The 25,931-nt window shown below is 60.8% G+C and carries 28 protein-coding genes; 18 read left to right on the top strand and 10 right to left on the bottom strand.

The features are described from left to right. Window positions 1-6 precede the first annotated feature (6 nt). The 4 genes from IYX23_RS15715 (at window position 7) to IYX23_RS15700 (ending at window position 2,693) form a co-directional block, all read left to right on the top strand. Window positions 7-1,395: an ATP-binding protein gene (locus IYX23_RS15715; protein WP_196393565.1), complete on the top strand. Its 1,389-nt coding sequence runs from the start codon at window positions 7-9 to the stop codon at window positions 1,393-1,395. Window positions 1,396-1,551: 156 nt separating this feature from the next. Further along, entirely contained in the window at window positions 1,552-1,629 is a 78-nt protein-coding gene (gene pqqA, locus IYX23_RS15710) for a pyrroloquinoline quinone precursor peptide PqqA (RefSeq protein ID WP_083481327.1), read from the top strand. 262 nt (window positions 1,630-1,891) lie between these two features. Beyond that, a complete protein-coding gene (locus IYX23_RS15705) occupies window positions 1,892-2,161 on the top strand; it encodes an usg protein (protein ID WP_196393566.1) in 270 nt (89 codons plus the stop codon). Window positions 2,162-2,237: 76 nt separating this feature from the next. Beyond that, window positions 2,238-2,693 (top strand): hypothetical protein, encoded by a 456-nt coding sequence (locus IYX23_RS15700; protein ID WP_348643673.1) that lies wholly within the window; start codon window positions 2,238-2,240, stop codon window positions 2,691-2,693. A gap of 220 nt (window positions 2,694-2,913) precedes the next feature. On the opposite strand, the gene nifA (IYX23_RS15695) is transcribed toward IYX23_RS15700, so the two are convergent. Next, the gene (gene nifA / locus IYX23_RS15695; RefSeq protein WP_196393567.1) at window positions 2,914-4,656 is read right to left on the bottom strand and encodes a nif-specific transcriptional activator NifA; all 1,743 of its coding nucleotides are present in this window, start codon (window positions 4,654-4,656) and stop codon (window positions 2,914-2,916) included. Between the two features lie 852 nt (window positions 4,657-5,508). Between nifA (IYX23_RS15695) and IYX23_RS15690 the strand changes: the two genes are divergently transcribed. Continuing rightward, complete coding sequence (locus IYX23_RS15690) at window positions 5,509-5,715, top strand: TOBE domain-containing protein (protein ID WP_029649276.1); 207 nt, start codon at window positions 5,509-5,511, stop codon at window positions 5,713-5,715. Window positions 5,716-5,738: 23 nt separating this feature from the next. Here the strand turns inward: IYX23_RS15690 and IYX23_RS15685 are convergent, their stop codons facing one another. Further along, window positions 5,739-6,164, bottom strand: a complete 426-nt coding sequence (locus tag IYX23_RS15685) for a group III truncated hemoglobin (protein ID WP_196393568.1) — start codon at window positions 6,162-6,164, stop codon at window positions 5,739-5,741. Window positions 6,165-6,207: 43 nt separating this feature from the next. After that, window positions 6,208-6,645 carry a response regulator gene (locus IYX23_RS15680; protein WP_196393569.1) on the bottom strand — a complete coding sequence of 146 codons (438 nt, stop codon included), beginning with the start codon at window positions 6,643-6,645 and terminating at the stop codon, window positions 6,208-6,210. Between the two features lie 552 nt (window positions 6,646-7,197). Between IYX23_RS15680 and IYX23_RS15675 the strand changes: the two genes are divergently transcribed. The 6 genes from IYX23_RS15675 to IYX23_RS15650 are packed head-to-tail and all read left to right on the top strand — an operon-like array spanning window position 7,198 to window position 13,045. Beyond that, window positions 7,198-9,636 carry a TonB-dependent receptor gene (locus IYX23_RS15675; protein WP_246716858.1) on the top strand — a complete coding sequence of 813 codons (2,439 nt, stop codon included), beginning with the start codon at window positions 7,198-7,200 and terminating at the stop codon, window positions 9,634-9,636. 13 nt (window positions 9,637-9,649) lie between these two features. Further along, complete coding sequence (locus IYX23_RS15670) at window positions 9,650-10,333, top strand: Fe2+-dependent dioxygenase (RefSeq protein ID WP_196393570.1); 684 nt, start codon at window positions 9,650-9,652, stop codon at window positions 10,331-10,333. 5 nt (window positions 10,334-10,338) lie between these two features. After that, complete coding sequence (locus IYX23_RS15665) at window positions 10,339-11,022, top strand: Fe2+-dependent dioxygenase (RefSeq protein ID WP_196393571.1); 684 nt, start codon at window positions 10,339-10,341, stop codon at window positions 11,020-11,022. Further along, on the top strand, window positions 11,019-11,828 hold the full coding sequence (exbB, locus tag IYX23_RS15660; RefSeq protein WP_154451812.1) for a tonB-system energizer ExbB: 810 nt from the start codon (window positions 11,019-11,021) through the stop codon (window positions 11,826-11,828). Before IYX23_RS15665 ends, exbB begins: the two co-directional genes overlap by 4 nt. 3 nt (window positions 11,829-11,831) lie before the next feature. Further along, window positions 11,832-12,257, top strand: coding sequence for a TonB system transport protein ExbD (gene exbD, locus IYX23_RS15655; protein WP_196393572.1), 426 nt, complete (start codon window positions 11,832-11,834; stop codon window positions 12,255-12,257). Continuing rightward, window positions 12,254-13,045 (top strand): TonB family protein, encoded by a 792-nt coding sequence (locus IYX23_RS15650; protein WP_196393573.1) that lies wholly within the window; start codon window positions 12,254-12,256, stop codon window positions 13,043-13,045. Before exbD ends, IYX23_RS15650 begins: the two co-directional genes overlap by 4 nt. Window positions 13,046-14,024: 979 nt before the next feature. Here the strand turns inward: IYX23_RS15650 and IYX23_RS15640 are convergent. Then, on the bottom strand, window positions 14,025-14,222 hold the full coding sequence (locus IYX23_RS15640) for a CsbD family protein (RefSeq protein ID WP_014892078.1): 198 nt from the start codon (window positions 14,220-14,222) through the stop codon (window positions 14,025-14,027). Between the two features lie 365 nt (window positions 14,223-14,587). After that, window positions 14,588-15,058, bottom strand: a complete 471-nt coding sequence (locus tag IYX23_RS15635) for a J domain-containing protein (protein WP_196393575.1) — start codon at window positions 15,056-15,058, stop codon at window positions 14,588-14,590. A gap of 231 nt (window positions 15,059-15,289) precedes the next feature. Between IYX23_RS15635 and IYX23_RS15630 the strand changes: the two genes are divergently transcribed. The 3 genes from IYX23_RS15630 to IYX23_RS15620 all read left to right on the top strand — a co-directional run bounded on the left by IYX23_RS15630 (window position 15,290) and on the right by IYX23_RS15620 (window position 17,719). Beyond that, window positions 15,290-15,760 carry an SRPBCC domain-containing protein gene (locus IYX23_RS15630; protein ID WP_196393576.1) on the top strand — a complete coding sequence of 157 codons (471 nt, stop codon included), beginning with the start codon at window positions 15,290-15,292 and terminating at the stop codon, window positions 15,758-15,760. Window positions 15,761-15,817: 57 nt separating this feature from the next. Beyond that, complete coding sequence (locus IYX23_RS15625; protein WP_196393577.1) at window positions 15,818-16,921, top strand: aminotransferase class III-fold pyridoxal phosphate-dependent enzyme; 1,104 nt, start codon at window positions 15,818-15,820, stop codon at window positions 16,919-16,921. Window positions 16,922-17,068: 147 nt separating this feature from the next. Further along, entirely contained in the window at window positions 17,069-17,719 is a 651-nt protein-coding gene (locus tag IYX23_RS15620; protein ID WP_196393578.1) for a hypothetical protein, read from the top strand. A 31-nt stretch (window positions 17,720-17,750) separates the two neighbouring features. On the opposite strand, the gene IYX23_RS15615 is transcribed toward IYX23_RS15620, so the two are convergent. The 3 genes from IYX23_RS15615 to mtnC all read right to left on the bottom strand — a co-directional run bounded on the left by IYX23_RS15615 (window position 17,751) and on the right by mtnC (window position 19,195). Continuing rightward, window positions 17,751-18,005 carry a hypothetical protein gene (locus IYX23_RS15615; RefSeq protein WP_014892083.1) on the bottom strand — a complete coding sequence of 85 codons (255 nt, stop codon included), beginning with the start codon at window positions 18,003-18,005 and terminating at the stop codon, window positions 17,751-17,753. A gap of 110 nt (window positions 18,006-18,115) precedes the next feature. Then, window positions 18,116-18,445 carry a 2Fe-2S iron-sulfur cluster-binding protein gene (locus IYX23_RS15610; protein WP_196393579.1) on the bottom strand — a complete coding sequence of 110 codons (330 nt, stop codon included), beginning with the start codon at window positions 18,443-18,445 and terminating at the stop codon, window positions 18,116-18,118. Between the two features lie 63 nt (window positions 18,446-18,508). Continuing rightward, window positions 18,509-19,195, bottom strand: coding sequence for an acireductone synthase (gene mtnC / locus IYX23_RS15605; protein WP_196393580.1), 687 nt, complete (start codon window positions 19,193-19,195; stop codon window positions 18,509-18,511). 223 nt (window positions 19,196-19,418) lie between these two features. Between mtnC and IYX23_RS15600 the strand changes: the two genes are divergently transcribed. Next, window positions 19,419-20,045 carry a class I SAM-dependent methyltransferase gene (locus tag IYX23_RS15600; RefSeq protein ID WP_196393581.1) on the top strand — a complete coding sequence of 209 codons (627 nt, stop codon included), beginning with the start codon at window positions 19,419-19,421 and terminating at the stop codon, window positions 20,043-20,045. A 25-nt stretch (window positions 20,046-20,070) separates the two neighbouring features. On the opposite strand, the gene IYX23_RS15595 is transcribed toward IYX23_RS15600, so the two are convergent. Both IYX23_RS15595 and IYX23_RS15590 read right to left on the bottom strand, forming a co-directional pair. Continuing rightward, the gene (locus IYX23_RS15595; protein ID WP_196393582.1) at window positions 20,071-22,098 is read right to left on the bottom strand and encodes a thioredoxin domain-containing protein; all 2,028 of its coding nucleotides are present in this window, start codon (window positions 22,096-22,098) and stop codon (window positions 20,071-20,073) included. Between the two features lie 207 nt (window positions 22,099-22,305). Beyond that, window positions 22,306-22,608, bottom strand: a complete 303-nt coding sequence (locus IYX23_RS15590; protein ID WP_029649235.1) for a hypothetical protein — start codon at window positions 22,606-22,608, stop codon at window positions 22,306-22,308. 305 nt (window positions 22,609-22,913) lie between these two features. On the opposite strand from IYX23_RS15590, the gene IYX23_RS15585 reads away from it, so the two are divergent. The 3 genes from IYX23_RS15585 (at window position 22,914) to IYX23_RS15575 (ending at window position 25,905) form a co-directional block, all read left to right on the top strand. Beyond that, entirely contained in the window at window positions 22,914-23,393 is a 480-nt protein-coding gene (locus IYX23_RS15585) for a hypothetical protein (protein WP_196393583.1), read from the top strand. Between the two features lie 250 nt (window positions 23,394-23,643). Next, window positions 23,644-25,428, top strand: a complete 1,785-nt coding sequence (gene nifA / locus IYX23_RS15580; protein WP_246716856.1) for a nif-specific transcriptional activator NifA — start codon at window positions 23,644-23,646, stop codon at window positions 25,426-25,428. Between the two features lie 282 nt (window positions 25,429-25,710). After that, a complete protein-coding gene (locus IYX23_RS15575) occupies window positions 25,711-25,905 on the top strand; it encodes a 4Fe-4S binding protein (RefSeq protein ID WP_018406744.1) in 195 nt (64 codons plus the stop codon). The last annotated feature ends 26 nt before the right edge of the window (window positions 25,906-25,931 follow it).

Genomic DNA, 25,931 nt, shown 5'->3' with positions numbered 1-25,931 from the left:
TTCATCATGCGCGGGGTTTCGCTTAAAGCCCGACTGGGCGGATTGATCGGCGTCGTGCTCATCGCGACGTTGCTGATCAATCTTGCCATCCAGCTTCTTCACGCCGGCCCGCGCGTGCGCGCGGAAGCGGGAAGCAATCTCAGATTGATGCGGGAATTTGTCTTAGCAACGATTGCAAACCTTCCCGAAAGCGAAGATCCAGTCCCGGCGTTGCGGCGTCTCTACGCATCGCTGGGGAACCTTCGCCATGCCGATGTTGAGATCCTCGCCGCCAACGAGACCGCGCCGCGTGATTGGCTGGAGAAGATCCGCCATTCCGGCCAGGATGTGCCGGAATGGTTTGTGAAGCTCGTTGGCGCCTCGCCGCGCGTCTTGACAATTCCCGTGATGGTCGGCGGGCGCGCCTACAGCAATATTGTGGTGATTTCGAACCCCTTCGACGAACTCGAAGAGATCTGGTCCGACATGCTATGGCTTGCGGCGATCAGCCTCGCCGTCACGATCATCTTCCTGACGCTGGTGCTGCTGTTCCTGCGCTCCTCGCTTGCGCCTTTCGATGCGCTGAAGTCCGGCCTGGCGCAATTGGAGGCTGGCAGGAGCGGCGTGCGCCTGTCGGTCAGCGGCGCGACGGAATTCCGATCGATTGCCGCCGCCCTGAATTCGCTCGGGGCGACGCTTGATCGCGTCAAGCAGGAAAATCGCGAACTCGTCGACAGGCTTTTTCAGGTGCAGGAAGGCGAGCGCAAGGATATCGCGCGCGATCTGCATGATGAAGCCGGTCCTTGTCTATTTTCGATACGCGCAACGTCTGCCGCGCTACAGGAGCTTCTCTCGCATCCTGCTCCCGACCTGAGCCGACTGAGACAGATGAGCGCAACGATCGACAAAGCGAGCGAGTCGCTTCAATCGCTGTTCAGAGGCCTGCTTGGACGGCTGCGGCCAAAAGGCCTCGAGGAACTTGGTCTGGAACCGGCGCTGAAGGCGCTATTTGCCTCATGGGCGCTCACCCATCCCGAGGTGGATCTGCGGCTCGTCGCGCGCCACGATCTCTCGTCCCTCGACGAGCAGACGGCGCTGGCGGCCTACCGCGTCGTGCAGGAGGGCGTAACCAATATCTTCCGCCACGCGGGCGCGGATAGGGGCGAGGTCACGCTGGAATTCGGCTTGGACGCGTCAGCAAACTCCTCCGGGCTCGATGCGGAAGCGCCGCCGCAACTCCAAATTACGATCGAGGACAATGGCGTCGGCGTTTCAGATGGCTTTGCTCCGGGCATGGGTCTGCTTGGCATGAATGAGCGCGTGCGCGCGCTTGGGGGCGCGCAGCGGATCGAGAGGCGGGAGTCCGGCGGCACGCGGATCACGGTGTCGCTTCCCCTGCAAGACGACGGCGAATGAGTGAGACAAGGAGCTTGTTCATTCGACCCCCGTGCGGAGCAGGAACTTTTGGAAGCGCGGATGGCGAAATTTTGAAGGTGTAACGATACGCGCGCTTCATTATTCTCCACCGGAGCCGTCGTGTCAGGCGGACTATAAAAATAGAGGAGCAACGCCATGGTCTGGTCGCAACCGATCATCGTCGAAATCTGCGTCGGTATGGAAATCACCAGCTACGAATCGGCTGAGATCTGATTAGCCTGTCGCGGCCGGCTGCGGCTGGCCAACCCAGTGAACATGAGCTGGCGCCGTCGCTTGCGACGGCGCCGCTGTTTTTGCGCGCCTTCCGCGGCGCAGAATTTTTCTCTAAGCTGCGCCGGCATTGACGCCGCATTTTTGGCACTCACGCAAGGCTGCTGATAGCACATTGTTTTTTCAGGCCTTTGCCGTTCGTTGCGCTTGCTCTCCGGGGATTTGCTCCTAATCTGAAAGGAATCAGAGCGTCAAGGAGCATGCCATGGCGTCCAGCGGCTTCCGTTTGCAGCTTCAAGGCTACGGCCTGACGACGGCGAATATTCTCTATCGTCTGCCGGATTATCCGAAGATCATCCAATCCTACGTCTGGCAGGAATATGATCTTCATCCCGAGTTTCCAGAGCTGCGCAAATTTCTCGATTTCTGGATGCGCAGCCTCGATGGCCCGCTGCATTCCGTCACCGTCGCGCATTCGAACCTCATCAAGCCGGCTGAGTTGAAGCTCCTTGATAAGGAATTCAAGGTGCACTGAAAAACTCATATGACCGCCACCTTGCGCAACGCGCTTCGCCGAGACAAAATCGACGCGGGCTGGAGCGAGGGCTGCCGTGAGGGACGAGGGCGATACGAAGTCATGGATGGGAGTCTGGGAAGCGGCCGCGCTGATCGTCATCGTGGCGACGGCTTTCCTTCTCGCGAGGCAATATCGGGAAAGTCTTAATATCGATGAGCCGCCGGAGCCCCTCTCGCTGGCTTTGGAGCGTGAAGCGGCGGAGGTGAACGCGACGCTTCCAGAGATGGTCAGCGAGGGCGTTCGTCTCGACAGGGCGACGGCGGGTCCAGGCAACGCCTTCAATTACAGCTATACGATCGTCGACGATGAAGCGGCGCGAACTCTGATCGGCAACGCCGAGAAGCTCGCCGCACTGAGGGCGCAGCTGCAGGAGCGTGTGTGTCTGACGATGCCGAATCATCGCACCAGCGGCGCCATCATCCGATATTCGCTAAAGGACAATAAGGGCGAGGTGATCGCCGACGTCTCAATTGATGCGGGCGACTGCTAAGAAGGCTTCGCCGCGCATCCATACCGGCCGGGCTTCCGTCAGCCTCTTTGCAAAGCTCCGCAACCGGCCCTTCAAGAGGGCATGCTGGCACATCGAGGCCCGCGCGATCGGATTCGAGCGCGATCTCTCAGGCCTGCTCACGTTCAATGAACGGGTCGGCGGCCCCTCGACTGTCGCTTGTCGAGCAAACCGCCGAGACTCCTCGCCAGCGGCGCGGAACTCAGAACTTCTTTACTTCGACGCCATGTTTTTGCAGCGCGTAGCCGATCTGACGCGGGGTTAGTCCCAGCAGTCGGGCCGCCTTCGCCTTGACCCAACCCGCGCGCTCCATGGCGTCCACCAAACGTTCGCGATCGGAAGGGCCGTCACGCTCCACGGCGGTGCAATTTTCGGCGCCGGGACAGGTCTCGGGCGATGGGTCGGCGTGCGGGCGCTCATTCGGCGTCGGCGGCGGCGCCGCAGGCTGACGCTCGCGCGGCGGCGCCAGGGTTGGCAAGCTTGCGATGGGTGGAGGAGGCGCCGAACGCTCCAACGAGCCGCTCCAAAGCACCGAAGAGAGACAGCCGTCGTTGCGACAGGAGAAGTCCTTGTCGGTGATGACATTCCCTTGCGCCAAAGTCGCTGTCCGAAACACGCAGTTTTCCAGCTCTCGGATGTTGCCCGGAAAGGCGCAGGCGGTGAGCACGTGCAGAGCCGACTCTGAAAAGCTCAGCCGTCCGCCTTGCTCCGCATTGAAGCGACGCAGAAATTCATTGGCGAGCGGTTCGAGATCGCCCTTCCGGTCGCGCAGCGGCGGCACGAAAATGGGCACGACGCTGATGCGGTAGTACAAATCGGCGCGAAATTCGTTGCGCTTGACCGCCTCTTCGAGATTTTTGTTTGTCGCGCACACGAGTCGAACGTCGACCTTCTGCGTGCGCGTGCCGCCCACCCGTTCGAATTCGCCTTCCTGCAAAACGCGCAGCAGCTTTGCCTGAAACGCCGGCGTGATTTCGCCGATCTCGTCCAGAAACAATGTGCCGCCGTCGGCCAGTTCGAAACGGCCCTTGCGCATGTTCACTGCGCCGGTGAAAGCGCCGCGCTCATGGCCGAAGAGCTCCGATTCCAGCACGCTCTCGGGGAGAGCCGCGCAATTCAGCTTGATGAAGGGTTTCGAGCGTCGCGGCGAGAGATTGTGTATCGCCGCGGCGAACAGCTCCTTGCCGGTGCCCGATTCGCCGCGCAGAAGGACGGTGGACTTGGCCTTGGCGACGACGCGAATCTTATCGATCACCGCGCGCAGCGCTGGGCTGCTGCCGACAACGCCATTGATGCCGCTGTTCTTTGTTTCGATCTGCGGAAGGCGGTCGCCTTTTTCGAGCCAGGCCTTTTCCTGCATCAAACGTTCGCGGTCGCGTGCGATGAGCTTGTGCAGTCGAAGGGTTTGCCCGACGAGATTGGCGATCATCGTCAGGAAGCGCACGTCATGGTCGAACAGCGTCACTGAACGATCGTCGTAGACGCGATCCACCGTCAGCGTGCCGACGACGGCATCGCCCTCCTTGATCGGGACGCCGATCAGCGAGAACGGCCGGCCGTCGGTCGGTCCCCATTCGGAAAAGTCGGAGCCTTGGAAGAGCGGTGAAGCTGCGACGTTCTCGACGACGAGCGGCATTTTCGTCGCGACGATCTGCCCCACGGCGCGTTCGGGTAGTCGGTCGAAGAAACGCTTGGCGGAATCTTCGCTCCAGCCTGACCCAACCACAACCTCGGGCCCGCCCGCCGCGTCGAGCAGCGCGACCAAGCCATGGCGCATATCAAGAAAGCTCGAAAGCAGCGCCAGCACGCCCGCAAGCGTGGTTTCCAGACGGTTTGGCGACGCCAGGAGCTTCGATATTTCGTAGATGCCGACGAGAGCAGTGTCTCTCACATCGAATTCGCGCGCCTTCGGCGCGCACGCGCCGCCTGCCAGCTGCAAACCCATACTTTTTAGCCTCACGACATGCGTGGGTGTTTTCAATGGTTTTGACGCAAGCATCGTGCCATACCGCCATTTTTGCTCTTAGCATCACAAAAACAACGGTCTGCAATGGCCTCGACATCGGCGTTGGCGCGCATTCTTGATCAAGTCTTGCGCCTTCTGCCGTCTCCTCCGGCGCCGCCGCCCGATTGATCGGCGACCGGCTCCATCAAAACCGTGCTCTCGCCGCAACCGACATGGATGTCGCCTTGCCGACTCCGGCGCGAAGAATTGCGATGCGCTTAGCGGCCCGCGCATCGTAACGGGTCGATCGCTGATTTACAGGTGCCTCCGCGCCATGTGCGGCTTTTCGCCGCCATGAAGCGGATGTCGCGCTTAACGCTTTCCGCGCTCCCGATCCGCCGCGCCAGCGGCGCGACCTATTGAGCGCAATCTTTGACGATCTGGCGCGGAGAGTTGAGCACGTCTCCCGACATGTGCGCGGATTCTTCCTTACCATGGCGCTAGACCAATCGACGCAAAGACGACCGACTGCGCGTAATCCGCGCGGAAGCTCAGCGGCGAGCGGCAAGCCGCTTTGGTTGGATGCAGTCGAAGCTGATCCGGGGATCTGACGTGAAGGACATCAGAGCGCTGCTGCCTAGATTTGTAACAGACTGGATAGTTATTGGTCGTTTATGCAGAAGTCGTTTGGTATGCGCCGCGCGTCGGCGATGATATAGACGCGATCGTGCAGTCCCATTTCATCGAAGGAAAGCCGGTAGAGCGGCTGATTATTATGCCACAGCCGTCGCGACGTCGGGCGCCGTCGAGGGGAGGCCATAGCGATAACCACTTTTCTTAGGAGCCGACGGCATGAAGATTTCCGCGCGTAACAGCCTTCCCGGGACGGTCAAGCACATCCAGAAGGGCGCAACCACGGCGCATGTGACGATCGACGTCAACGGATTGACCGTCACAGCTTCAATCACCAACGAATCCGTCGATGAGCTTGGACTCCGCGAAGGGTCCAAGGTCAACGCGGTCATCAAGTCGTCGGATGTGATGATCGCGGTCGACTAACGCTCGTGGGCGGCCCATGGGCGCTATGGCGCTGGAACGCGCGACGGCTTTCCATCGGCGCCGACGAAGGGGAACAGCCCAGACTGGAAACATTGCGTCATGTGGGCGGCTTTGGCGATCGCCTGCTCGGCCTGCGTCTTAGGCAGCGCTTCATTGGCGCTTTCGCTAAAGAGTTCGAGCCAGCGCGTAAAATGCTGCGGCTCAATCGGTAAATTGATGTGCGCGGCGAAGGGCTGGCCCTGATAGCGCTCCGTGCCGAGCAAGGTCCTGGACCAGAAATTCGCGACGATCCCCATATGCTGGTCGAGACCGTCAATCGCCATAAAGATAGGGCCCAACAGCGGATCTTCGGCGCCCTTGGCGTAGAAGCGACGCACGCAATCGTCGATTGCGATCTCCAACTTGTCGCGTTCGGCGCCGTCCTCGATCGGCGGAATGGCGGGCTCCATGGCGACCCCTCTGCATCAATGTCGATTGGCGGCTGTTCCGGCGCTAGCGCAGGTTCAGAACGGCCCGCGGGATCGGGCCGGACTTTTTCCTGGCGCTCAGCAGCGCGTCGACCTTATCGCGCAGCAGTTCAATTTTCAGCGGCTTCGCCAAAAAACCGTGCGCGCCCTCAGCGACGCAGTCCTGGCCGAATCCGCTCGATATCTGATCAACGATGACGATGATTTTGGTTTCGGGAACCCGCGCCAGAAACTCCTGAATGAGATCCAGCCCGTTGACGCGGATGACGCCTTCGGCAAGCACCAGTAAGTCCGGCCTTATTTGCTCCGCTTTTGCGAGCGTTGCGGACGCGCTCGCAAATTCATGCGCTTCATATTCGTCATGGAGCATGAACTCGATCGCCGCGCGAAAGCTTTCATTGTCGTCCACGACAAAAACGCGCCTGCGTTCGATGGCTTTCGCCACCTTTACGCTGATCTGCATGGCAGCCTCGCGCGGTGATTGACTCACGATAGGCAAAGCAAGTCGCGTGCCGCGCTCAATGCTGCAGCGTTGCGCAGCGCCGCGACTCCGATGTCTTTCGACAGGATTGCATCGGCGCACCTGCGTGAGCGCCGAGATTCGGGAGTGCGCCGCCAACCGCCAGGCTCAGCCAAACGCCGAACTCTTCCGCCGCAACTCGACAGCGCGCAGCTCTACGCGGTGATCAAGAACAATATTTTCTCAGGAAACTTACCTCCTCGTAGTTTGGAATTAAAGCGCTTCCAAACTAGAAGTGGCCGAAAGGTAACAATCGTCCAAAAAATTGTTGTATGTGTCTGAAACTATACAGATTACAATACTTCCATTCAACGGTTTGATCAGTTGACCGTGGCCGCCGCCAAATTTAGCTTTAATCAACTTCTTCGCACGAGGCGAAAGTAGACAACGCACAACCCTCCCTGGCGGTTCCCGATGAGCGACGTAAAAACTCCAATTTCTCTACGAATGTTGACTCAGTCGCTGCCGCGGACTCGTGCAGGAGATCTGACGTCGATGAAGGCGCTGAGCGTTGCTGCGGCGCTTGCCTCGAGTGTCAGCGCTTCGGCTCTGGCGCAATCCGCTTCGACGACGCTGCCGCCGGTTAAAGTCGACGCGCCGCAGGAGAAGCCGCGCGCGGCGGCGCCGGCGAAACCCAAGCCCATCGCCGCCGCTCAGCCGCAACCGGCGCGTCATGCGGCAGCCACTCAGGCCGCGGGGCAGCGGCGCGGCGCGCCGGGCGCTTCAAACGCCGGCGGCCAAGGCGCAGGCAGCGGAGGCCTTCCGATCTTCGCGACGGCGCCCAACGCCAATCCTTACGCCGATCCGGTTGCGCCCTATAAGGTCGACCGCCTGTCTTCGCCGAAATTCACCGAGCCGGTGCTCAATACGCCGCGCACGATCACGGTGCTGACCAAGGAAGTGCTCGACGACAAGAACGCCTTCACGCTGCGTGAAATCGGTCGCAGCACGGCAGGCGTGACGCTAGGGACGGGCGAAGGCGGCAACGCGTTCGGCGATCGCTTCTTCATTCGCGGCTTCGACGTTCGCAACGACATCTTCGTCGACGGCGTGCGCGATCCTGGCGTCAGCATTCGCGAGAACTTCTATACCGAACAGGTCGAAATTCTGCGCGGGCCGGGATCGACTTTCGCCGGTCGTGGCACTGCGGGCGGCGCGATCAACATCGTAACGAAACAAGCGACCGATCGCGATTTCGTCGAACTCAAAGCGATTGGCGGCTTTTCCGACCACATGAAGCGGGTGACAGCTGACGTCAACAAAGTGATCAGCCCGATCCTCGCGGTGCGCGTCAATGCTCTTTATCACGACTCGAATGTCGCCGGCCGCAGCTTTGTCACCGACTATCGCGACGGCGTCGCCGGCTCAGTGGTGTTCAAGCCGCTCGAGGACCTGACGCTGACCGCTCAATACACGCATGTCTATCAGAATGGCCTGCCGGACTTCGGCGTGCCGTATAACCGGATCTGGAATAGGCCGTTTCCCGAAGGCGTTACGCCGCGCTCCAACTGGTATGGCTTCCTCGATCGCGATTTCCAAGTTGCGATGCAGAATTTCGGCACCTTCACCGCCCACTATCGCTACAACGACAACCTCGTATTCGACAATCGGTTCCGACAGAGCCGCTCTGTTCTGGACTATATCGGATCGCTGACGGGGAGCGCGGATCTATTCGCTTCGACTGTGAGAATTGGCGCGCAAAGCCGCTACCAGGTGGTGAACACGCTCGACAACCAGACCGAGGCGACGCTTAAAGTCGAAACCGGCCCCGTCAAGCATGCGCTCGTCGCCGGCGTGGAATTCGCCCGCGAAGGCGTAACGCGCACCAATTATCAGGGCCTCGCTTCCGAGTTGAATGGGATACCCACCGGCAATACGGTGACCTGTAACCTCTATCTTCCGTGCACCTATCTGCCGTTTCTCAACACGCCATACCGCAACACCAATCCGACGCGGATCGCTGTCGACACGAAATCAGGCTATCTGATCGAAACTGCGAACTATCAGGACGTCGTGATCGTGAACGGCGGCGCGCGCTTTGACGATTACAACATCACAAGCCGCACTGAGACCCTTTCGACATTCGCCAAGAGCCATTCGGGTCTGTTCAATTGGAACGCCGGAGTCGTCTTCAAGCCGCTGCCGAACGTCAGCGCCTACGCCGCCTACGCCACCTCGGCGACGCCCGTCGGAGCCGAGCTTGACGGCGGCGCGGCGAATTACGGCGGCCTGAACACGGCGTCGCAAATCTTTGCTCCCCAACTCAACAAGGCGGCGGAGGTCGGTCTGAAATGGGAGCTGTTCGACAGGCATCTGCTCGCGACAGCCGCCTTCTTCAAGACGGATGTGAGCGGCGCGAGAGAAGTGAACTCCGGCGTCACCACCGGCGACGCGTCCTATTACGTCCAGGGCGTCGATCTTGAGGTTGCGGGCAATATCACCGACAAGTGGATGGTCCTTGGCGGCATCGTGCTGATGGACTCGCGGGTGACCAGCTCCTACGCGCGAACGAATATCGGACTTCAACTCGCCAATATCGCGCATGAGTCCTTCAGCCTGCTGTCCAAGTACAAATTCGGCGACCTGATCGGCCTCGCTCCGAATGCGCTCGAATTCGGTGGCCAGGCCATCTACCGTTCCAGGATCTATGGCGGCAACAATATTGTCGCCAATGGCGGCACAGCGTTCAACAGATATGGACTGCCGGCGCCGACCGCCGCCAATCCTTTTTTGAACGTTCCGACGATCCTGCCTTCGTACTGGCGGTTCGATGTTTTTGCTGAGGCGAAGATTGGCCAAAACATCACGATGAAGTTCTCGGTCAACAATCTCTTCGACCGCACGATCTATGACGCCTTCTATCAGACGGCGACGCCCTTCGCGCAGATGTCGCCCGGCCGCTCGGTCTATCTCGAAACCAGTATCTTGTTCTAAGGGAGCGCCGCGAATGCTTGCTCACATACAAGGCGCGCTCGATCGGAAGGAGGTCAACGTACTTCGCGAGGCGATGGCGCAGGCGGCATGGGAGGACGGCGCCTCCACCGCCGGGGTGAACGCCGGCGAGGCGAAGCGCAATGAGCAACTTCCGCCGAACTCTGAAATCTCGCGGGCGCTCGGCAAGCGGCTGCTCTCGTCGCTCCTCGCCAATGCCGCTTTCGTTTCGACCGCTGTTCCGCTGCGCATTTACCCGCCGTTGTTCAACCGTTATGGCGTCGGCGACCACTTCGATCCGCATGTCGACAATGCGATACGCGGCGACGCCATGACCGGCGCGCGTATCCGCGTTGACCTCGCCGCAACCGTGCTTCTTTCAGATCCCGACGAATATGAGGGCGGCGAACTGATCGTCGAGGACATCTACGGATCAAGGCAATTCAAGCCCCCGGCGGGCGATCTCATTCTTTATTCGGCCGGCAGTCTGCATATGGTGACGCCCGTCACTAGCGGCCTACGTCTCGCCTCATTTTTGTGGCTGCAAAGCATGATCCGCGCCGACGAGGCGCGCAGCCTCGTTTGCGATCTCGACGAATCGATACAGGAGCTCGCGCCGCGCGTGGGCGCGGACGATCCCGATCTGCGCAAGCTGGTGACCGTCTACCACAATCTCATCCGCTACTGGGGGGAAGCATAGCGCTGATGCTTATTTGCATACCCGAAGTTCTTTCCAAGCAGCAGGTTGCCTTCTTTCGCGCGGCCATGGACAGGGCGGCGTGGGAGGACGGTCGCGCGACCGCCGGTTCACAGTCCTCTCTGGTGAAGAACAATCTTCAACTGCCGCAAGCCGGCGACGTCGCGCGCGAACTTGGCGAACATGTGCTTGAGGCGCTTGCGCAGTCGTCGACCTTCGTCTCAGCGGCGCTGCCGCATAAGATTTTTCCGCCGCTGTTCAATCGCTATGGCGTTGGGCACGACTTTGGATTGCACGTCGACAATGCGATCCGCGGCATTCCCGGGACGCCGATTCGCATTCGCACGGATCTTTCTTGCACGCTGTTCCTCTCAGAAGCGGACGAGTATGACGGCGGCGAGCTTGTGATCGAGGATCGGGTCGGACAGCAGGAAGTGAAACTTCCCGCAGGCGATCTCGTTTTGTATCCTTCAACGAGTCTTCATCTTGTCAAAGGCGTCACGCGTGGTGAGCGCATCGCCTCGTTTTTTTGGATGCAGAGCATGATTCGAGACAATGTGGCGCGCGCTTTGCTCTTCGATCTCGACCAGGCCATCCAATCCCTGACGACTCGGCTGGGCGCCGGCGATCCTGCCTGCGTCAAAATGTCGGGCGTTTATCACAATCTGATCCGAACATGGGCTGAAGCATGAAACGTTCTTTGCAGTTTCTCGTGATCTCAATCATCGCGCTTCTCGCTGCGCAGAGCGTCGCAGCCGCACCAGGGTCGCCAGCGCTCGACGCAGCGATTGCGGCCACTAAGCCTCATGATCTTTCTGTGTGGACGATGTTCGTCAACGCCGACATCGTCGTGAAGATCGTGATGATTGGCTTGTTATTGGCGTCCGTCGCGACATGGACGATCCTCATCGCCAAAACGATCGAGCTGAAACGGTCGCGCGAGCGCGTGACGACGGCGATACGCCGCCTCTCTGAGGCGCGCGGCCTCTCCGAGGCGCGGCTAGCGCTTGGCGGCGGCGACCGTTTGACGCAGGCGCTGCTTGGCGAGGCGACGCGGGAAATGAAGCTGTCGTCCGATATTCTTGCGGCGCCGGGCGTGAAGGAGCGCATTGCGGCGTGCTTCGCCGAAATCGAGCGCGCTGAAGCGCTTTCGATCAAGCGGGGCACCGGACTGCTTGCTTCCGTCGGATCGACAGGCCCCTTCATCGGACTGTTCGGCACCGTCTGGGGCATCATGAACAGCTTTATCGGCATTTCCAAAGCGCAGACGACCAATCTGGCCGTCGTCGCGCCCGGCATCGCCGAAGCGCTGCTCGCGACGGCGATCGGCCTCTTCGCCGCCATCCCGGCGGTGCTCATCTACAATCATCTTGCGCGCCAAGCGACGTCCTATTTGGAACTTGTCTCTAATCTCGCCGGCGAGTTGCTTCGCATCGTCTCGCGCGACCTCGATCGCGCCGGACAAGCCTCCACAAACAAGATTCATGCGGCGGAGTAGATCATGGCCGTTCATCTTAAAAGCGATCTTCAGGAAACGCATGAAATCAACGTCACGCCGTTTATCGACGTGATGCTCGTGCTGCTCATCATCTTCATGGTGGCTGCCCCCCTCGCTACTGTCGATCTTCCGGTCGATCTTCCTGCTTCCGACGCCGCGCCGCATGAAAAGCCCGACAAGCCCATTTACGTGACGATTCAGGGCGACCTCGCGCTCGCCCTGGGCGAGACGCCCGTCAAACGCAACGATCTTGTTTCCGCTCTCGACACGCTCCTCGGCGACAAGTCGAAACGCATCTATTTGCGGGCCGACACCAGCGTGCCCTATGGCGAGATGATGGCGATCTTGGAGCGTCTGCGCGCTGGCGGTTATCTGCGCGTGGCGCTCGTCGCGCTCGACGCCGGCGGCAAGGAGCAGGCTCCGCAATGAGCGCCGCCGCCGCTCTCCAGAAGCCGCAATCGAACGGCAAGCTTTGGGGCGCCGCAGTCGCCCTCGCCCTGTTTCTGCACGTCGGCGGCGCCATCGCGGCGCTCGTGACCTTGCAGGGCGATCTCGACGAGAACGCGTCCGGCGCGCCGGCGATCGAATTGTCTCTCGAGCCCGCCGCGCCGCGAGACGCCGAGGCCGCGGATCTGCCGCCAGGGCCCCTCTCTGACGAAGCGGCCGCCGCTGCGCCTTCCGTCGCCGCATCAGAGGCGAAGGAGGCGAACGAAGAGCGGATCACCCACGCCGAGTCGGAAGACGCCGAACTCACGCACAACGTCCGGCCGGAGAAGCCGATCGAGGAGGAGAAGACACATCAGGCGCAGCCGGTCGTCTCGGCCGAGTCTGCCGCCTCCGAGGCGACTGCGCCGCCCAAGTCGGACGCCGATCGGCAATCCGACAGGCCGGTGGCGCCTGTTCAGGGGGCTGACGCCGTCGCCAACGCCGTCAAGCTGACGTGGCAAAAGGCCTTGCTCTCGCATCTCAACCGACACAAGCGCTATCCGAGCGCCGCAGGTCGTCGATCCGCCGAAGCGAGCGTTTCGTTCACGCTCGACAGGCGCGGCCATGTCGTCAGCTACAGCATCAAACGTTCTGCGGGACATCCACTCTTCGACGACGCTGCGCTCGCGATGATGAAGCGGGCCGACCCCGTTCCGCCGCCGCCGCCGGTAATCGCAGACGAGGGGCTGACCTTCGAAGTGCCCGTGCAATTTCGCATTGGCAAGAAATAGCTGCGGCGAGATCGAATGGCGGCGGTTCGAGAGCCGGAGCTTCCGACCCGCCGCTATAAATTCAGCTGCGACTGAACCTTGTGAAGGCTCGTTTGGGGTTCTCCACAGCGCTTATTTGCGGCTAAGCTTTTCTATTCCTTAAAAAATATGGAGCATCGTCGGAACAGATTTTCGAATCGGCGCTTCATTCCCCGTGTGGAGAGCTCCTCATGCCGCCACATGATCAACGAGCGAGGCTGACAGAGACGACAATGAGAGGAAATCGATATATACGCGATGCGGTTGATGTGGAGCCGAGCGTGAGGCGACTCGGTGAGCAGCTTAGGCGCCAATTTTCCGATATTGCTTCAGAGCCGCTGCCTGACAACATGCTGGCCCTTCTAGAAGAGCTTAGTCAGATAAGCGCGGTCGAGTGACGCGCAGAGAGATTTCTTGAATCTCAGCGCGTCTTTTTCGGACGATCCGCGAAGTCCAATTTGATCAGGAGACTTTTGAGGTCCTCTGGCACCGGCCTCATGATCAAGTCGAGATATAAAAGCGAGAAGCGCTTTCCGAGCGCCTCGCTTATAGAGCGCCGAAGCAGCGCTCTTTTGCTCTGTCTAAGGGCGAGCTTCGCAGAGGCGGCAGTCATGACGAACGCGCCTCCTGCTTGAACAGCGACTGCCAAGCGGAGAGTTCATCGCGCATATTTTTGCCCGCGGACATCCGTTCGGCGGATCGATCCGTAAAGCGGAATGCGCCGCCGCCTCTTGCTGTGCGTGATCTGCCGCGTTTCGATCGATATTCGACAGTGAATGGGCGAACGGCTTTCTTCATCGATAGACCTTCGTCTTGAGGGGCGCCCATATAAAACCCCCGCGCCGCGTCAGATGTTCCGGCCCTCGACGCCTGACGCGAAACGCCGGACAGATCGCGCGCGCATTTTGAAATAAAAACGCCGGCGAAGATGTTCGCCGGCGTCTAATTAATTACGGTAGAGCTAGTGGCGCGACATCCAGCTGTCGACCTGCTCCTTGGCCTTGTCCTTGGCGACGCCGTAACGCTCCTGGATCATGCCTTCGAGCTGCTCGCGGTTCCCGTTGATGCGCGCAATGTCATCGTCGGTGAGCTTGCCCCACTGCTCCTTCACGTTTCCGGTGAACTTCTTCCAATTGCCTTCGATCGTGTCCCAGTTCATGAATTCCTCCTTGTCAGGAGGCGGCCGCAGTCGCGGCGACGCCTTGGAAAGCCGAGCCCGGGCCTAGCTTTCACGAGCATTAAACTTTTCGACGGATAAGATGTTCCCTGTGGACTCGTGCTTTCGCTCCGAATTGGCAGTCTAGCCCATGTCTGGAGCGATCACGTCACGCTCGCCAAGCTTAAGAATTCTTGCCTGTGCCTATGCTGTATTTATGGCGCGTGCGCGCACCCGGAAATGCAGCGGGTTTCAACCTAGAAGCCAAAACGACAGCAGCGAATCACGAGCGGATCGCCAAAGCCATTTCATAAAAGCTGCAGTCGGCCTCAGACTTGAAGCTTAGTTTTGGTTGGCGCCCAATGACATCAACCCGTCGTGAGTTGCTTGAGCAGCGCGTCGCGCGCCTCGACAATACGACGGTAATCTTCGTCGCTGCCGCCGGCGTCGGGATGCGCGGTCTTGGCCAACTGCCGAAAGGCGCCGCTAATCTCCGACAGATTGAGCCGGCCCTCCAACGGCAGCCCTAAAATTTCGCGATGTTCATGGTCATCGTCGATATCCATCCGAAACAATAGCGTCCGGCGCTTTTCTCGCGCCTCGAGACGCAGATCGAGCTGATCCTCTTGCCATCGCTGGCGCGACATAACGAGACATTCGCCAAAGGCGATCCGCCCCAGCGTTTCAAGTTCGTCAAGACTGAAAGGCCCCACGACGCCATAGGGCGGCGCCAGAGACGCCGTCCTGCCGCTCTCGTCATGCTGGATATCGCCGATCGTCGCCATATCCAGTATTCCCATCGAGCCGTTCCAGACGACCCATTCCTCTTTGTCCGTCATACGGAGCGCTCATGCGTGACCCGACCCGCGCTTCGCTTTTTTTGTACAAGAGCGTTCGCGAGAGCTGAGCCGTGAGCCATGCATGTTCGGAGCCAAAGGGGGCGCGCTGCGCATGGAGCCGAGCCGCGGTATCGCGCTTAGAATTGATACAATCGCATGATGTCGAACTCCGCGCCGCTTATGCGCCTGGCTTGAGCCTTGCATGTTAGGCGCTAACGGGAGCAGGACTCGGTGCTTGACGCTACACAGACACGCAGCCTCACGACGGAGAAGGACCTCGAACATCCGATCGAGGCCATTTGGCGCGCGATGACAGATTCCGAATGGCTCGCCGTTTGGTTCTTTCCAAATGACGTTGAGCCGGTTGTCGGCCACAAATTCACGATCTGGAGCCGCCCCATCGAGCGTTGGGACGGCGAGTTCAAGTGCCAGGTTCTCGCCGTGGAGCCCGGCCGTATGTTGCGTTTCAGCTGGTCGGGCGGTGATGACGAGCTGAAGGGTTTTGGCCGATACATTGACACGACAGTTACGTGGACGATCTCGCAGCTGCCGGATGGCGGCACGCATTTCGTCTTTGTCCAGGACGGAATCGACGCGGCCCCCACGGCCGACGCGGTCTACGACGTCATGCTCAAAGGCTCGCAGAGCGTGTTGAACTCTCTTGCCAAAAGACTTCCTGACCTCATCGAACACGGCGCCTGAATCGCCGCGCTTGTCCGAGCTCATCTGAGCGGCGACCAATGGCGAGCTCAGAGCAACATGTCAGCCACATTCTCAGATTCGTCGCGCGAGCCTAACGAGCCCATCCAACCGGCCGTCGGCGACACATTCGTCGCGGGCGCGCCGCTCGACTTTTCCGGCGCATCGCTCTTCTTTCCGGAAAATTTTTCAGGATCAACGCTCCGCACGGATGCGCCAATAGGTTCGCCGCAATCAGTGGCGGAAGCCGCGGCGCTTTCAGATGCTTTATGCGCGATGATTTCGCCCGTTTCTTTTGGCGATCGCGTGTATTTGCTTCCCTCCGAGTCCGACGCCTGGCGTGTCGCCGTCGAAATGGTTCGGCGCTACCATCGCCTCGTCGGTCGGCCCAAGCGCCGACGGTTCATTGTCTGCGTCGGGCCTGCTGATGCAACGGCCAGCCTTCCGCCTGGCCTTGAGGGCGACGACGAGATCGTCGTTCTCCGAACCGACGATCACGCCGCATTGCAGGCGGAAGTCGACGTGAGGACCGCGGGCATTCTGATCGCGCCGGTTAGGACGCAAGCCGGTTTTGAAGTCGTCTCAGGAAGCGTCCTCGCCAGACTGCGCGAGACCGCAGACGAATATGGGCTCATTCTCGGTTTCGACGAAACCTTTTGCGGCTTCGGCCGCTCAGGCATGCTTTGGGCGCACGAATGGAGCGGCGTCACCCCGGACCTGATGGTCGCCCGTTATGCGCCTGCAGACGCCCCGCCGCTGGCCGCGCTCGTCGTCACGCAAAGACTGGCGCGAGGGGCGCTCGGCGGCTCGACGCTCGCTGACGGAGCCGCGCTTCTGGCCGGGCACGCGCTTGTCGACGCTCTGTCGACGCCTGGCTTTCAGGAACGCGTGCAGAACCGAAGCTGGTATCTCGAAGACCAGCTGTCCGCGTTGTTTTATCGGCGTCGTGCAGCTTTTACGGCGCTGGATGGCCTTGGGCTGATGCAGGCGCTAACGCTCGCGGGAGACGCGGAGCCCATGCGCGCGAAGCTGGCCGCGCGCGGGCTCCTCACGCGCGCGATGGGGTCGGTCCTGGGTTTGTTTCCTCCGCTCTCAGTCGAGGAAAGCGACATCGATGCGGCGATATCCTGCATCGATATGATTTGCGCGCAGGAGGAACGATGAGCGCGCGAGTCGTTTGCCTCCGCCTCACTGAGGCGCACACGCCGCTAAATCCGCGAGAACACAGTCGGCGTGTCTCGGCGTGGCCTCAGCGAAGCGCTTTGCTCGAGCGCGCGCATTCCCTCAAATCCTGGCGGACCGTTCGACATCATGATCGAGAAAAATGCGGTTGATCCAAATTTACGAGTCGTCGGGCGAGACCCTGTTCCTCCCCCGCTGCGGCGATTCATCTGGGACATTCAGTCCATGGTCGAACTCGCCGAAAGCGAGCGGGAGATTTTGCTGATCGGCCGCGATCTCATGGCCCGGCTCTTCACGACGGACGATTGGCTGCCAACGGTCTTCGCCGTCCCAAATCCCGCCGGAGGCCAGCAATTCCAGATTTACCACGACGTGCTGGACCGCTTTTCCGTCGTGAGCACCATTTTGTCGGGCGGGGCCTGCATGACAATCTCCCAGCCTTCGGTTTGGGAGATCGCGGGGGTGTTGCACGGCGCAATCAACCGCCAGCAACTCGATGGTTCTCCGACGAACAGCGCGCAGGCCGGCGTGTCCCGTCTATTGCAAGCGAACATGGTGGAGGCCCGCTCGTCCGCGAGCGGCGAGGTCTTGGAGCTTCGCAACGCGCTGGATGATCGCACCTCCATCATCATCCATGTTTATGGCGGCGACATCGGCGCGATCAGTCGCCGATCGGGCGCATCAGGCGGAAGCGTCGACGCGCCGCCATTGGGCTACGCCAATTCGGACAATGATCCTCCCTACGATATTTTTTCAATTCAAAACGAGATCCGGGATTAAGGAGACTGAGCTCGTAGGAGAGAATGTATCCCTACGAGGGATCGAAATATTCGATCTTTTGGCCTGGATCTCTGTTCGGGCAGGGGATTTCCTTGAACAGCACTTCGGCGAAGGCCTTCAGGCCGGTGTTCGTGCGCAGAGACAGGCGATTGGGGTCGGACGTCCAGCTTTGATAAGTGACGATCCCACGGGTGATGCTGATCACCGTGTATTTTTCCGAGTTGATTTCGCCGCCCTTCGTTCGATAGCACTTCCCGGGCAGAACGCTTTCTTCCTTCATCGGCATGGATGCTCACCCTGCATCTTGGCGCTGCGTGCATGGCCGTTGAGCAAGTTCCAGACCATATAGCCTTTCCGCGGGAACGTTCGCTGCACGTTCGAAACCGCGTGGGCGAATCAAAAGCTCGTCGCATCCTCCGGGGCGATGCGGATCGCCATTCCGTCAAACGTGTCATCGAACCTGATTTGACAGGCGAGACGCGAATTGAATTTGCGATGGCTGGCTGTCGCAAGCATCCGGTTTTCTCCGGGTCCAGAGACGGCCATTTCAATCCCCTGGGGCAGGGTGAGATAGACGTGGCAGGTCGCGCAGGCGCAACTGCCGCCGCATTGCGCGACCAGCTCTTCGACGCCGGCGCGCCGGATCAATTTCATCAGCGAGACGCCATTCTTGCCGGTGATTTCCTGTCTGGCGCCGTCTCTGGTTTCAAGAGTGAACGTGGCCATCTTTCTCCATCCGCCCGAAGTCGTCAGCGATATTTTTCCTTTTCGGAGGGAGCGCGGAGCGCGTCACGATCCCAAATTCAGCGATGCAAAATCAGGGCAAACCGCATGGCGACTCTCCGCAAGGCCCTCTCGCGCGATGAGCGTCGTCGCAAGGCCTGCAGACTGGGCGGCGTCCAATTCGTCCCCATCGCCCGACAGTGCGAGCACCGATCCTGAAGGCAAATCGAGACGCTTACAGATCGCGCGGTAGGAGGCGGGTTCGACTTTCTGACCGATGGATGTGTCGAAGAACTCCTCGAACAGGCTTGTGAGGTCGCCCGAGGCGCTGTGGCTCAGCAGGAGTTGCTGCGCCAATCTCGAATTGGACGAGTAAACAAACAGGCGACGGCCCGATGCCGCCCATGATCTCAGCGATGCTGCGACGTCGGGATAAAGCTCGCCTTTGATCGCGCCCGCCTCAAAACTCTCGCACCAGATCAGGCCCTGGATCGTCTTCAGCGGGGTCGCCTTGCGGTTCTGCTTCATCCAGCGCAGCAACAGCGCTTCGGCTTCCTCGAGCGTCAAGTCGAATCCGCCAAGGAGGCGCCCCGTTTCCTCCAAGGCGTCTTCCACGTCGGGGTCCGAGGCATGTTCCGCGATGAAGGCGCCAAGCCGCGCCTGCGCGAGTGGCGTGAGGGTCCCGGTCACGAAAGCTGTCGGAACCGCGGCGCCTTCGAGCTCGATCAGGACGGCGCGCACCGGTTCACTCATCGCGGATCCGTTTGGTGTAGAATTGTCGCAGTCGCGGCGCCGGCCGCCTGCGCTTCAGCCGTTCCCAAGGTTTCGGCGCGGCAAGCATCATATGTGCCGTATCCCCGCGTGAGGCGCCAGGGCGAACGTGTCGCTCCCTGCGCCACATCGACGAAGTGCGAACCCAGCGGGGCAGCGCGACGCGTTCGCGGCGTCGGCGATACAATTGTACGGAGGCCCCACAATGGCTCCAATCTCGGAAGATTTGAAAGCGGTCACGGGCGGCACGCTGCGACATTACGATCAGCGCGCCGAGGCGTTCTGGGAGGGAACGCGCAGCCACGACGTCACACAAAATATCGCGGCGATGCTGAGCCACATTCGCGGCGAGCCTCCTTTCACCTTGCTCGATTTCGGTTGCGGGCCAGGACGCGATTTGAAGGCGCTCGCCGAACTCGGCCATGTCGCGATCGGACTTGATGGAGCGCCGCGCTTCGTCGAAATGGCGCGCATTCACAGCGGATGCGAGGTGTGGCTTCAGGACTTTCTCGCGCTCGATCTGCCGGAAGGCCGCTTTGACGGAGTCTTCGCCAATGCGTCGCTGTTTCATGTCCCGCGCAGCGAATTGCCACGCGTCCTGCGCGCGCTCCACGCCGCTCTGAAGCCCGGGGGCATCCTGTTCAGCTCCATTCCGCATGGCGCGGATCAGGAAGGATGGAGCAATGGACGCTATGGCGTGTTTCACGCCCCCGAAAGCTGGCGCGCTTTCGGGTCGGCGGCGGGCTTCGTCGAGGTCGAGCACTATTACAGGCCCAGCGGCGCGCCGCCGGGCGAACAGCCCTGGCTGGCGAGCGTATGGCGGCGCGAATAGGCGGCGCCGGGATGCGAGAACTGCGTCACATCTCGCGCAGAGCCGCCGCGAGCGCGTCGGGCTCGACGATCGGCAGCGAGCAGACCATTCCCCGGCAGACATAGGCCGTGGCGCGATCGCCCAGCAAAGTTTTGCCGAAAGCCGGATGCGCGCGAGGCAGCGCGGCCCCGGGTGCGATGACATTCAAAACCCGACCGGGTCGGCTGACGCCGTAGATCACGCGCTTCAGCGCCGCCGTATCCGCGGCGTCAGTTTCGCCAATCACGACGATCTGCAACGCCTCTCGCAGCATTTCCATGCCGTTCAACAAAGACGAAAAACCAAGAACGCGCTCGCGAATTGCCCCGGCAAAGTCCTTCGCGATCGCCTCGGCGCGTTCGCGGTAGACGCTCTCGCCGGTCAAATAATAGAGCTGCGCCAGCACCTGCAGCATCATGCCATTGCCGGAGGGAAGGGCGGAGTCCTCGGCGATTTTGACGCGCGCGATCAGCGTATCAGCGTCGTCGGCGGCATAAAAATAACCGCCATTTCGATCGCGATAATGATGCTCCACATGTTCGACCCAGCGTCGCGCGCCTTCGAGATAGGACGGCGTGTGGGTCGCTTCATAGAGCGCCAGCGCCGCTCGGCACATCGCGGCGTAGTCGTCGAGGACGGCCATATGACGGGCGCGTCCGCATCGCCAGGAATGGAGCAGACGACCATCGTCCGTCGTCATCGCGCTCTTGACGAAATCGAAGGCTTCGATGGCGATATCGAGCCAGTCCCCACGTTCAAACACGCAAGCCGCCTTCGCGATGGCGGCGATGGTCAATCCATTCCAGTCCGCCAGGACCTTATCGTCGCATCCCGGCCTCACGCGTCGCTCGCGCACCAAGAACAAGGCGGCGCGGTCTCGCGCCAGCGCCGCCTCGGCCTCCTCGTCCAGAAGCTCGATTGATCCGAGGCGGTTGAGGACTGACTTGCCGTGTTCCCAGTTTCCTTCATGGCTGACGCCATAGGCGCGTTCGAAGAACGGCGCGCGCGCGCCCAGCGCTTCCCGTACTTCTGCTTCGCTCCAACTGTAGAACTTGCCTTCTTCGCCTTCGCTGTCGGCGTCGAGACTGCTGGCGAACCCGCCGCCTGGCGCGCGCATCTGGCGCGTCATCCACTCGATGGTCTCTGTCACGCGCAGGCGATAAAGTTCGCGACGTTCGTCTTGCCAGACCTCCGTCAGCAGTTCGATGAGCTGCGCGTTGTCGTAGAGCATCTTTTCAAAATGCGGCACGAGCCACCGATTGTCGGTCGAGTAGCGGGCGAAGCCGCCGCCCAAATGGTCGTAGACGCCGCCCTGCGAAATATGGTCGAGGGTCAAAACGACGGCTTGCCGCAATGAGTCGCGGCCCGAGCGCTTCCAGGCCCTCCAGAGAAAGTCGAGGCTGGTCGTCTGCGGGAATTTTGGCGCCGCCCCGAAGCCGCCGTTGACGTGATCGAGCCGTTGCTCCAACTGCGCGCAAATGTTCTCGACGAGGTCGGGCGAGACCGGCTCTCCGGGAGTCGTTTCGGACAGGCTGGCCAGTCCTGTGCTGAGCTCGGCGACATTGTGTTCGATGGCATTGGCGCGGGTGCGCCACAGCTCCGCGATGGTTTTTAAAACCTCGGCGAATCCGGGTCTTCCGCCCTGCGCAATGGGCGGGAAATATGTTCCGCCCCAGAAGGGCTTGCCCTCCGGCGTCAGAAACATCGTCAAGGGCCAACCGCCGCGCTGACCCATCATCATCAGGGCTTGCTGATACACATAGTCGACGTCCGGCCGCTCTTCGCGATCCACCTTCACATTGATGAAAGATTCGTTCATCAACGCCGCGATTTCGGAGTCCTCGAACGATTCATGGGCCATCACATGGCACCAGTGACAGGCGGCGTAGCCAGACGAGAGCAAGATCGGTTTGCCCGCCTGCTTGGCGAGCGCGAGCGTTTCCGCGCTCCAAGCCTGCCAGTGCACCGGATTATGCTGGTGCTGTAACAAATAGGGGCTGGTCTCTTGACCGAGCCGATTGCGCTCGACGCTCATGGAGCCGTCCTCCGTGCGCGGATTACATACGGCTGCCGGACGTCAAGCGCCATGCGCTTCTGGCGGATTTCGCCGATGCGCAGCAGGCGGGGAATTTCGTCGGGCGCAAAGCGCAGAGGGGCGGCTGGGAAGAGGCGTTTCCGGGGAAGGAGAGTCGCGCGCGGCGCTTGGGTCCGCCTTGATGGTTCGCTGGCGCCGCGCGGGGGGTTAATGTGAGGCGGCTTCGTTGCTCGGGAGCACGTCGCGGATGCGCTTGCCTTCCACCCAGACGAAAGCCCCGTCGGGTTCGGCGCAGGCGATGTCCTGTTCGGCGATCAGCTTGTCGCAAAGCATGATGCAAATCGCGTCGATCGGCGCGTCTCTGTCGTTTTCCTCGGTCATGCGGTCGATGGAGATTTCACCCATCTCCTCGTCGTCGACCAAATGGATGATAAACACTTCCTCGTGGCCCGGAGAGCCGTGCGCGTTCACCCGGAAGGTTTCCCCCTTGTAGCGGAATTCGCGTATCATTCCTGGCCCTTTTTTCATTTGCTTGGTTTTGTCCGCGATCGCGCGCCTTGGCGTTGGTCGGCTCTCGCGTGCCCGGCGTGCACGCAAACTGCGTGCCATTTGTGCGTCCTGGACCTTCGTTTTGTACGAAGAGGAGCCGAAAATGCTTTTGAATGAGGCAAGAGGCGCTTAGGAGATCAGAAAAGCGCCATGCGACGCCGTCACGTCGAACGTCATCGATAGCGCGAAAATCGCGCGAGGCGTTTTGCGAATCGCCGACTACGATGTCTCTTGCTGTGTGGCTCAGCGATTGCTTTGAGCCGGCCATGAACACTCCGCGCGCCGACGCTGACGTCGTGAACTTCGGCGAACTCGACCCAAAGACCAACGAACTCCTGCAGCAGGGCGTCGTCGCCTATCGGACCGACCGCGAGAAGGCCGACAGCCTGTTCAAGCAGGCCTTGGCGCTGACGCCGCAGGAGCTGGCGCCCTATTACTGTCTCTACAAAATCCACACCTATATGGGCAGTCTCGACTACGCCGCTGACGTCGCCGCGCAAGGCATGAGGGAGGCCACGCGTCAGGCGGGTTGGCCGAGCGATCCTACCGCTTGGCCGGCGACGGGAGGGGCGCATGACGGGCCGGCGCGCTTCGCCCTCTATACGCTGAAGGCGCTGAGCTTCATCGAATTGAAGCGCGGTCACAACGAGACCGCGAAGGAATATCTCGATATCCTCTCCCGCGCCGATCCGCAGGGCAGCGTCGGCTGGAAGGTGATCGAGGAATTGGCGCAGGGCAGCGTGTGATCGATGCGCATGACACAGCCATGTCGCAACCTCAACAAAACGTCGCGCGAATGTCACGCTTCGGCCGTCGCCGCGCTTCCCTTGTCGCAAACCCGACATTGGACGCTGCGCTTGGACGACACGGCGCTGCTTTGCGTGGTTCTTGCATAAAACAAACTATGAACCGCGTGAGACGATCGGAATCGATCCTCGCATGTGCGAACGGAAACCTTGGCTTCGTGCTAACGGCGGCTGTTCGAGGAAGGCGGCCATGGACGACGTAGCCACTTCACGCTCTGTGCTCACAGAAGGCATGGCGGCAAAGCCGCCGCGGGCGAGACCCCCGTCCGCCGATACGGCGCTACTCGGCATCTATGAAATCTCAAAAATTCTGACCGCGCCGGCCCGCCTCGAGCAGACGCTGGGCAATGTCGTCGCTGTGCTCAGCTCCTTCCTCGACATGAAATTGGGGATGATCACGATCCTCGATCAGCATGGCAATCCGGAGATCGTCGCGACTTCGGGTTGGACCAGCCGCGACGGCAGCAAGCCGATTGACACGCTGCCGGCCAAGGTGATCGACCGGCTTGTCGCCACCGCCATGCCTGTCATTGTCGAGGACGTGTCCCGCGACGCCTTGTTCGCGACGGCCGCGGAGACGATCACCCGGGCGGTCGGCGCGAAAGTCTCCTTCCTCGCCGTTGCGATCAAGAGCGACAGCCGCGTCGTCGGGACGTTGTCGATCAATCGCACGTCAGAAGATTGGATCTCCTACGCTTTCGACGCCGATCTGCGTTTATTAACGATGATCGCCAATCTGATCGGCCAAACGGTGAAGCTGCACCGCATGTTTTCGGCCGACCGGCAGCGGTTGCTGAACGAATGCAGCACGCTGGAGAAGGCGCTGGTCTCCTGCCTGCCGAAGGAGATTCGTGGAGAGCGGCCGGACGTCGCCGGCATCATCGGCGAAAGCCCGGCGATCATGGAAGTGCTCGACACCATCGCCATCGTCGCGAAGTCCAATTCGACCGTGCTGCTGCGCGGCGAGAGCGGCACAGGCAAGGAGCTTTTTGCACGCGCGGTGCACGACCTGTCGCGCCGCAGCGCCAAGCCCTTCGTCAAGCTGAACTGCGCCGCGCTGCCCGAAAGCGTTCTTGAATCGGAGCTGTTCGGTCATGAACGCGGCGCTTTCACGGGCGCCGTCGCACAGCGTGCGGGGCGCTTCGAATTGGCCAATGGCGGCACGCTGCTGCTCGACGAAATCGGCGAAATATCTCCCGCCTTCCAGGCGAAGCTGCTGCGTGTGCTGCAGGAAGGCGAATTCGAGCGGGTTGGCGGGTCCAAGACTTTGAAAGTCAACGTCCGTTTCGTTTTCGCCACCAACAAAAATCTCGAAGAGGCCGTCGAGAAGGGCGAGTTCCGCGCCGACCTCTATTATCGCATCAGCGTCGTGCCGGTGTTTCTCCCGCCGTTGCGCGAGCGGCCTGGCGACGTTTCGCTGTTGGCGCAGAATTTCATCGAGACGTTCAACAGCGAAAACGATCAAAAGCACGAACTCTCTGCGAGCGCCATTGAGACGCTGCAACGCTGCTACTTCCCGGGCAACGTGCGCGAACTGGAAAATTGCGTCCGCCGCACGGCGACTTTGGCGCGCGACGAAACCATCGTCGATCACGATTTCGCCTGCGCCTCCGGCAAATGTCTCTCGGCTTTGCTGTGGACCAGCAGCGCCAGCGGCGCCTATCCGCATGCGCATCCCGAACCGGCCGGCATGCGCGCCCCCGCTCCGCCCGAAGAAATCGCGTCGGCGAGCCGCGGCGCAGCTGCGTCGGTTCCGACCTTCGTCAAGGAGAACTCGTCGCCGCTGGACGCCGCCGGGACGGAGGAGAGCGAGGGTTTCGCATCCTCCCGCAAGATGATTGATCGCGAGCGCCTGATCGAAGGCATGGAGAAGGCCGCCTGGGTCCAGGCCAAGGCCGCGCGTCTGCTCGGCCTGTCGCTGCGCCAGGTCAATTATGCGCTGAAGAAATACAACATCGAAATAAAGCGCATCTGACCGCATCCGGCGATTGTCGTATTTAGAACATTTGTTCAGTTCATGCGGCCAAGCGGGCCGTATCGTTCCACCCGAAGAGGGTTGAACGACGCGCCTGGAGGCGGACGGACCAAACCGGGCGGACGGTCCAAACCGACCTTGGCCCGCGAGTTTACAGGCGGCATGCGATTGTCGGCTTTCGTTCCGCGGCTTGCCGCTGGCGGCAAACAGGCATGGTTTGCGACTGGCATGCGATTTGAAAGAAGGGGGCAAGCTTGCAGTGAATCCATGAGGAATCGCGACATGGCGTACAAAATCATCGCCTCACAATGCACAGTGTGCGGCGCTTGCGAATTCGAATGTCCGAATGCGGCGATCCGCCTCAAGAACGACATGTACATCATCGACCCGAAGAAATGCACCGAGTGCGAGGGGCATTTCGACAAGCCGCAGTGTGCGGTCGTGTGCCCTGTCGAAAACACATGCGTGCCGGCGTAGCGCTCTAAGTGCGGCCGAGCGGGGCG

It is taken from the genome of Methylocystis sp. L43 (assembly GCF_015709525.1).
In the GTDB taxonomy this organism is placed as follows: Bacteria; Pseudomonadota; Alphaproteobacteria; order Rhizobiales; family Beijerinckiaceae; genus Methylocystis.
This window is presented reverse-complemented; position numbering and strand designations above follow the sequence as displayed.

Coding starts and splice junctions, on each gene's coding strand:
- IYX23_RS15715 (WP_196393565.1), top strand. CDS start 7: ATGCGCGGGGTTTCGCTTAAAGCCCGACTGGGCGGATTGATCGGCGTC.
- pqqA (WP_083481327.1), top strand. CDS start 1,552: ATGGTCTGGTCGCAACCGATCATCGTCGAAATCTGCGTCGGTATGGAA.
- IYX23_RS15705 (WP_196393566.1), top strand. CDS start 1,892: ATGGCGTCCAGCGGCTTCCGTTTGCAGCTTCAAGGCTACGGCCTGACG.
- nifA (WP_196393567.1), bottom strand. CDS start 4,656: ATGGGTTTGCAGCTGGCAGGCGGCGCGTGCGCGCCGAAGGCGCGCGAA.
- IYX23_RS15690 (WP_029649276.1), top strand. CDS start 5,509: ATGAAGATTTCCGCGCGTAACAGCCTTCCCGGGACGGTCAAGCACATC.
- IYX23_RS15685 (WP_196393568.1), bottom strand. CDS start 6,164: ATGGAGCCCGCCATTCCGCCGATCGAGGACGGCGCCGAACGCGACAAG.
- IYX23_RS15680 (WP_196393569.1), bottom strand. CDS start 6,645: ATGCAGATCAGCGTAAAGGTGGCGAAAGCCATCGAACGCAGGCGCGTT.
- IYX23_RS15675 (WP_246716858.1), top strand. CDS start 7,198: ATGAAGGCGCTGAGCGTTGCTGCGGCGCTTGCCTCGAGTGTCAGCGCT.
- IYX23_RS15670 (WP_196393570.1), top strand. CDS start 9,650: ATGCTTGCTCACATACAAGGCGCGCTCGATCGGAAGGAGGTCAACGTA.
- IYX23_RS15665 (WP_196393571.1), top strand. CDS start 10,339: ATGCTTATTTGCATACCCGAAGTTCTTTCCAAGCAGCAGGTTGCCTTC.
- exbB (WP_154451812.1), top strand. CDS start 11,019: ATGAAACGTTCTTTGCAGTTTCTCGTGATCTCAATCATCGCGCTTCTC.
- exbD (WP_196393572.1), top strand. CDS start 11,832: ATGGCCGTTCATCTTAAAAGCGATCTTCAGGAAACGCATGAAATCAAC.
- IYX23_RS15650 (WP_196393573.1), top strand. CDS start 12,254: ATGAGCGCCGCCGCCGCTCTCCAGAAGCCGCAATCGAACGGCAAGCTT.
- IYX23_RS15640 (WP_014892078.1), bottom strand. CDS start 14,222: ATGAACTGGGACACGATCGAAGGCAATTGGAAGAAGTTCACCGGAAAC.
- IYX23_RS15635 (WP_196393575.1), bottom strand. CDS start 15,058: ATGACGGACAAAGAGGAATGGGTCGTCTGGAACGGCTCGATGGGAATA.
- IYX23_RS15625 (WP_196393577.1), top strand. CDS start 15,818: ATGTCAGCCACATTCTCAGATTCGTCGCGCGAGCCTAACGAGCCCATC.
- IYX23_RS15620 (WP_196393578.1), top strand. CDS start 17,069: ATGATCGAGAAAAATGCGGTTGATCCAAATTTACGAGTCGTCGGGCGA.
- IYX23_RS15615 (WP_014892083.1), bottom strand. CDS start 18,005: ATGCCGATGAAGGAAGAAAGCGTTCTGCCCGGGAAGTGCTATCGAACG.
- IYX23_RS15610 (WP_196393579.1), bottom strand. CDS start 18,445: ATGGCCACGTTCACTCTTGAAACCAGAGACGGCGCCAGACAGGAAATC.
- mtnC (WP_196393580.1), bottom strand. CDS start 19,195: ATGAGTGAACCGGTGCGCGCCGTCCTGATCGAGCTCGAAGGCGCCGCG.
- IYX23_RS15600 (WP_196393581.1), top strand. CDS start 19,419: ATGGCTCCAATCTCGGAAGATTTGAAAGCGGTCACGGGCGGCACGCTG.
- IYX23_RS15595 (WP_196393582.1), bottom strand. CDS start 22,098: ATGAGCGTCGAGCGCAATCGGCTCGGTCAAGAGACCAGCCCCTATTTG.
- IYX23_RS15590 (WP_029649235.1), bottom strand. CDS start 22,608: ATGATACGCGAATTCCGCTACAAGGGGGAAACCTTCCGGGTGAACGCG.
- IYX23_RS15585 (WP_196393583.1), top strand. CDS start 22,914: ATGAACACTCCGCGCGCCGACGCTGACGTCGTGAACTTCGGCGAACTC.
- nifA (WP_246716856.1), top strand. CDS start 23,644: ATGGACGACGTAGCCACTTCACGCTCTGTGCTCACAGAAGGCATGGCG.
- IYX23_RS15575 (WP_018406744.1), top strand. CDS start 25,711: ATGGCGTACAAAATCATCGCCTCACAATGCACAGTGTGCGGCGCTTGC.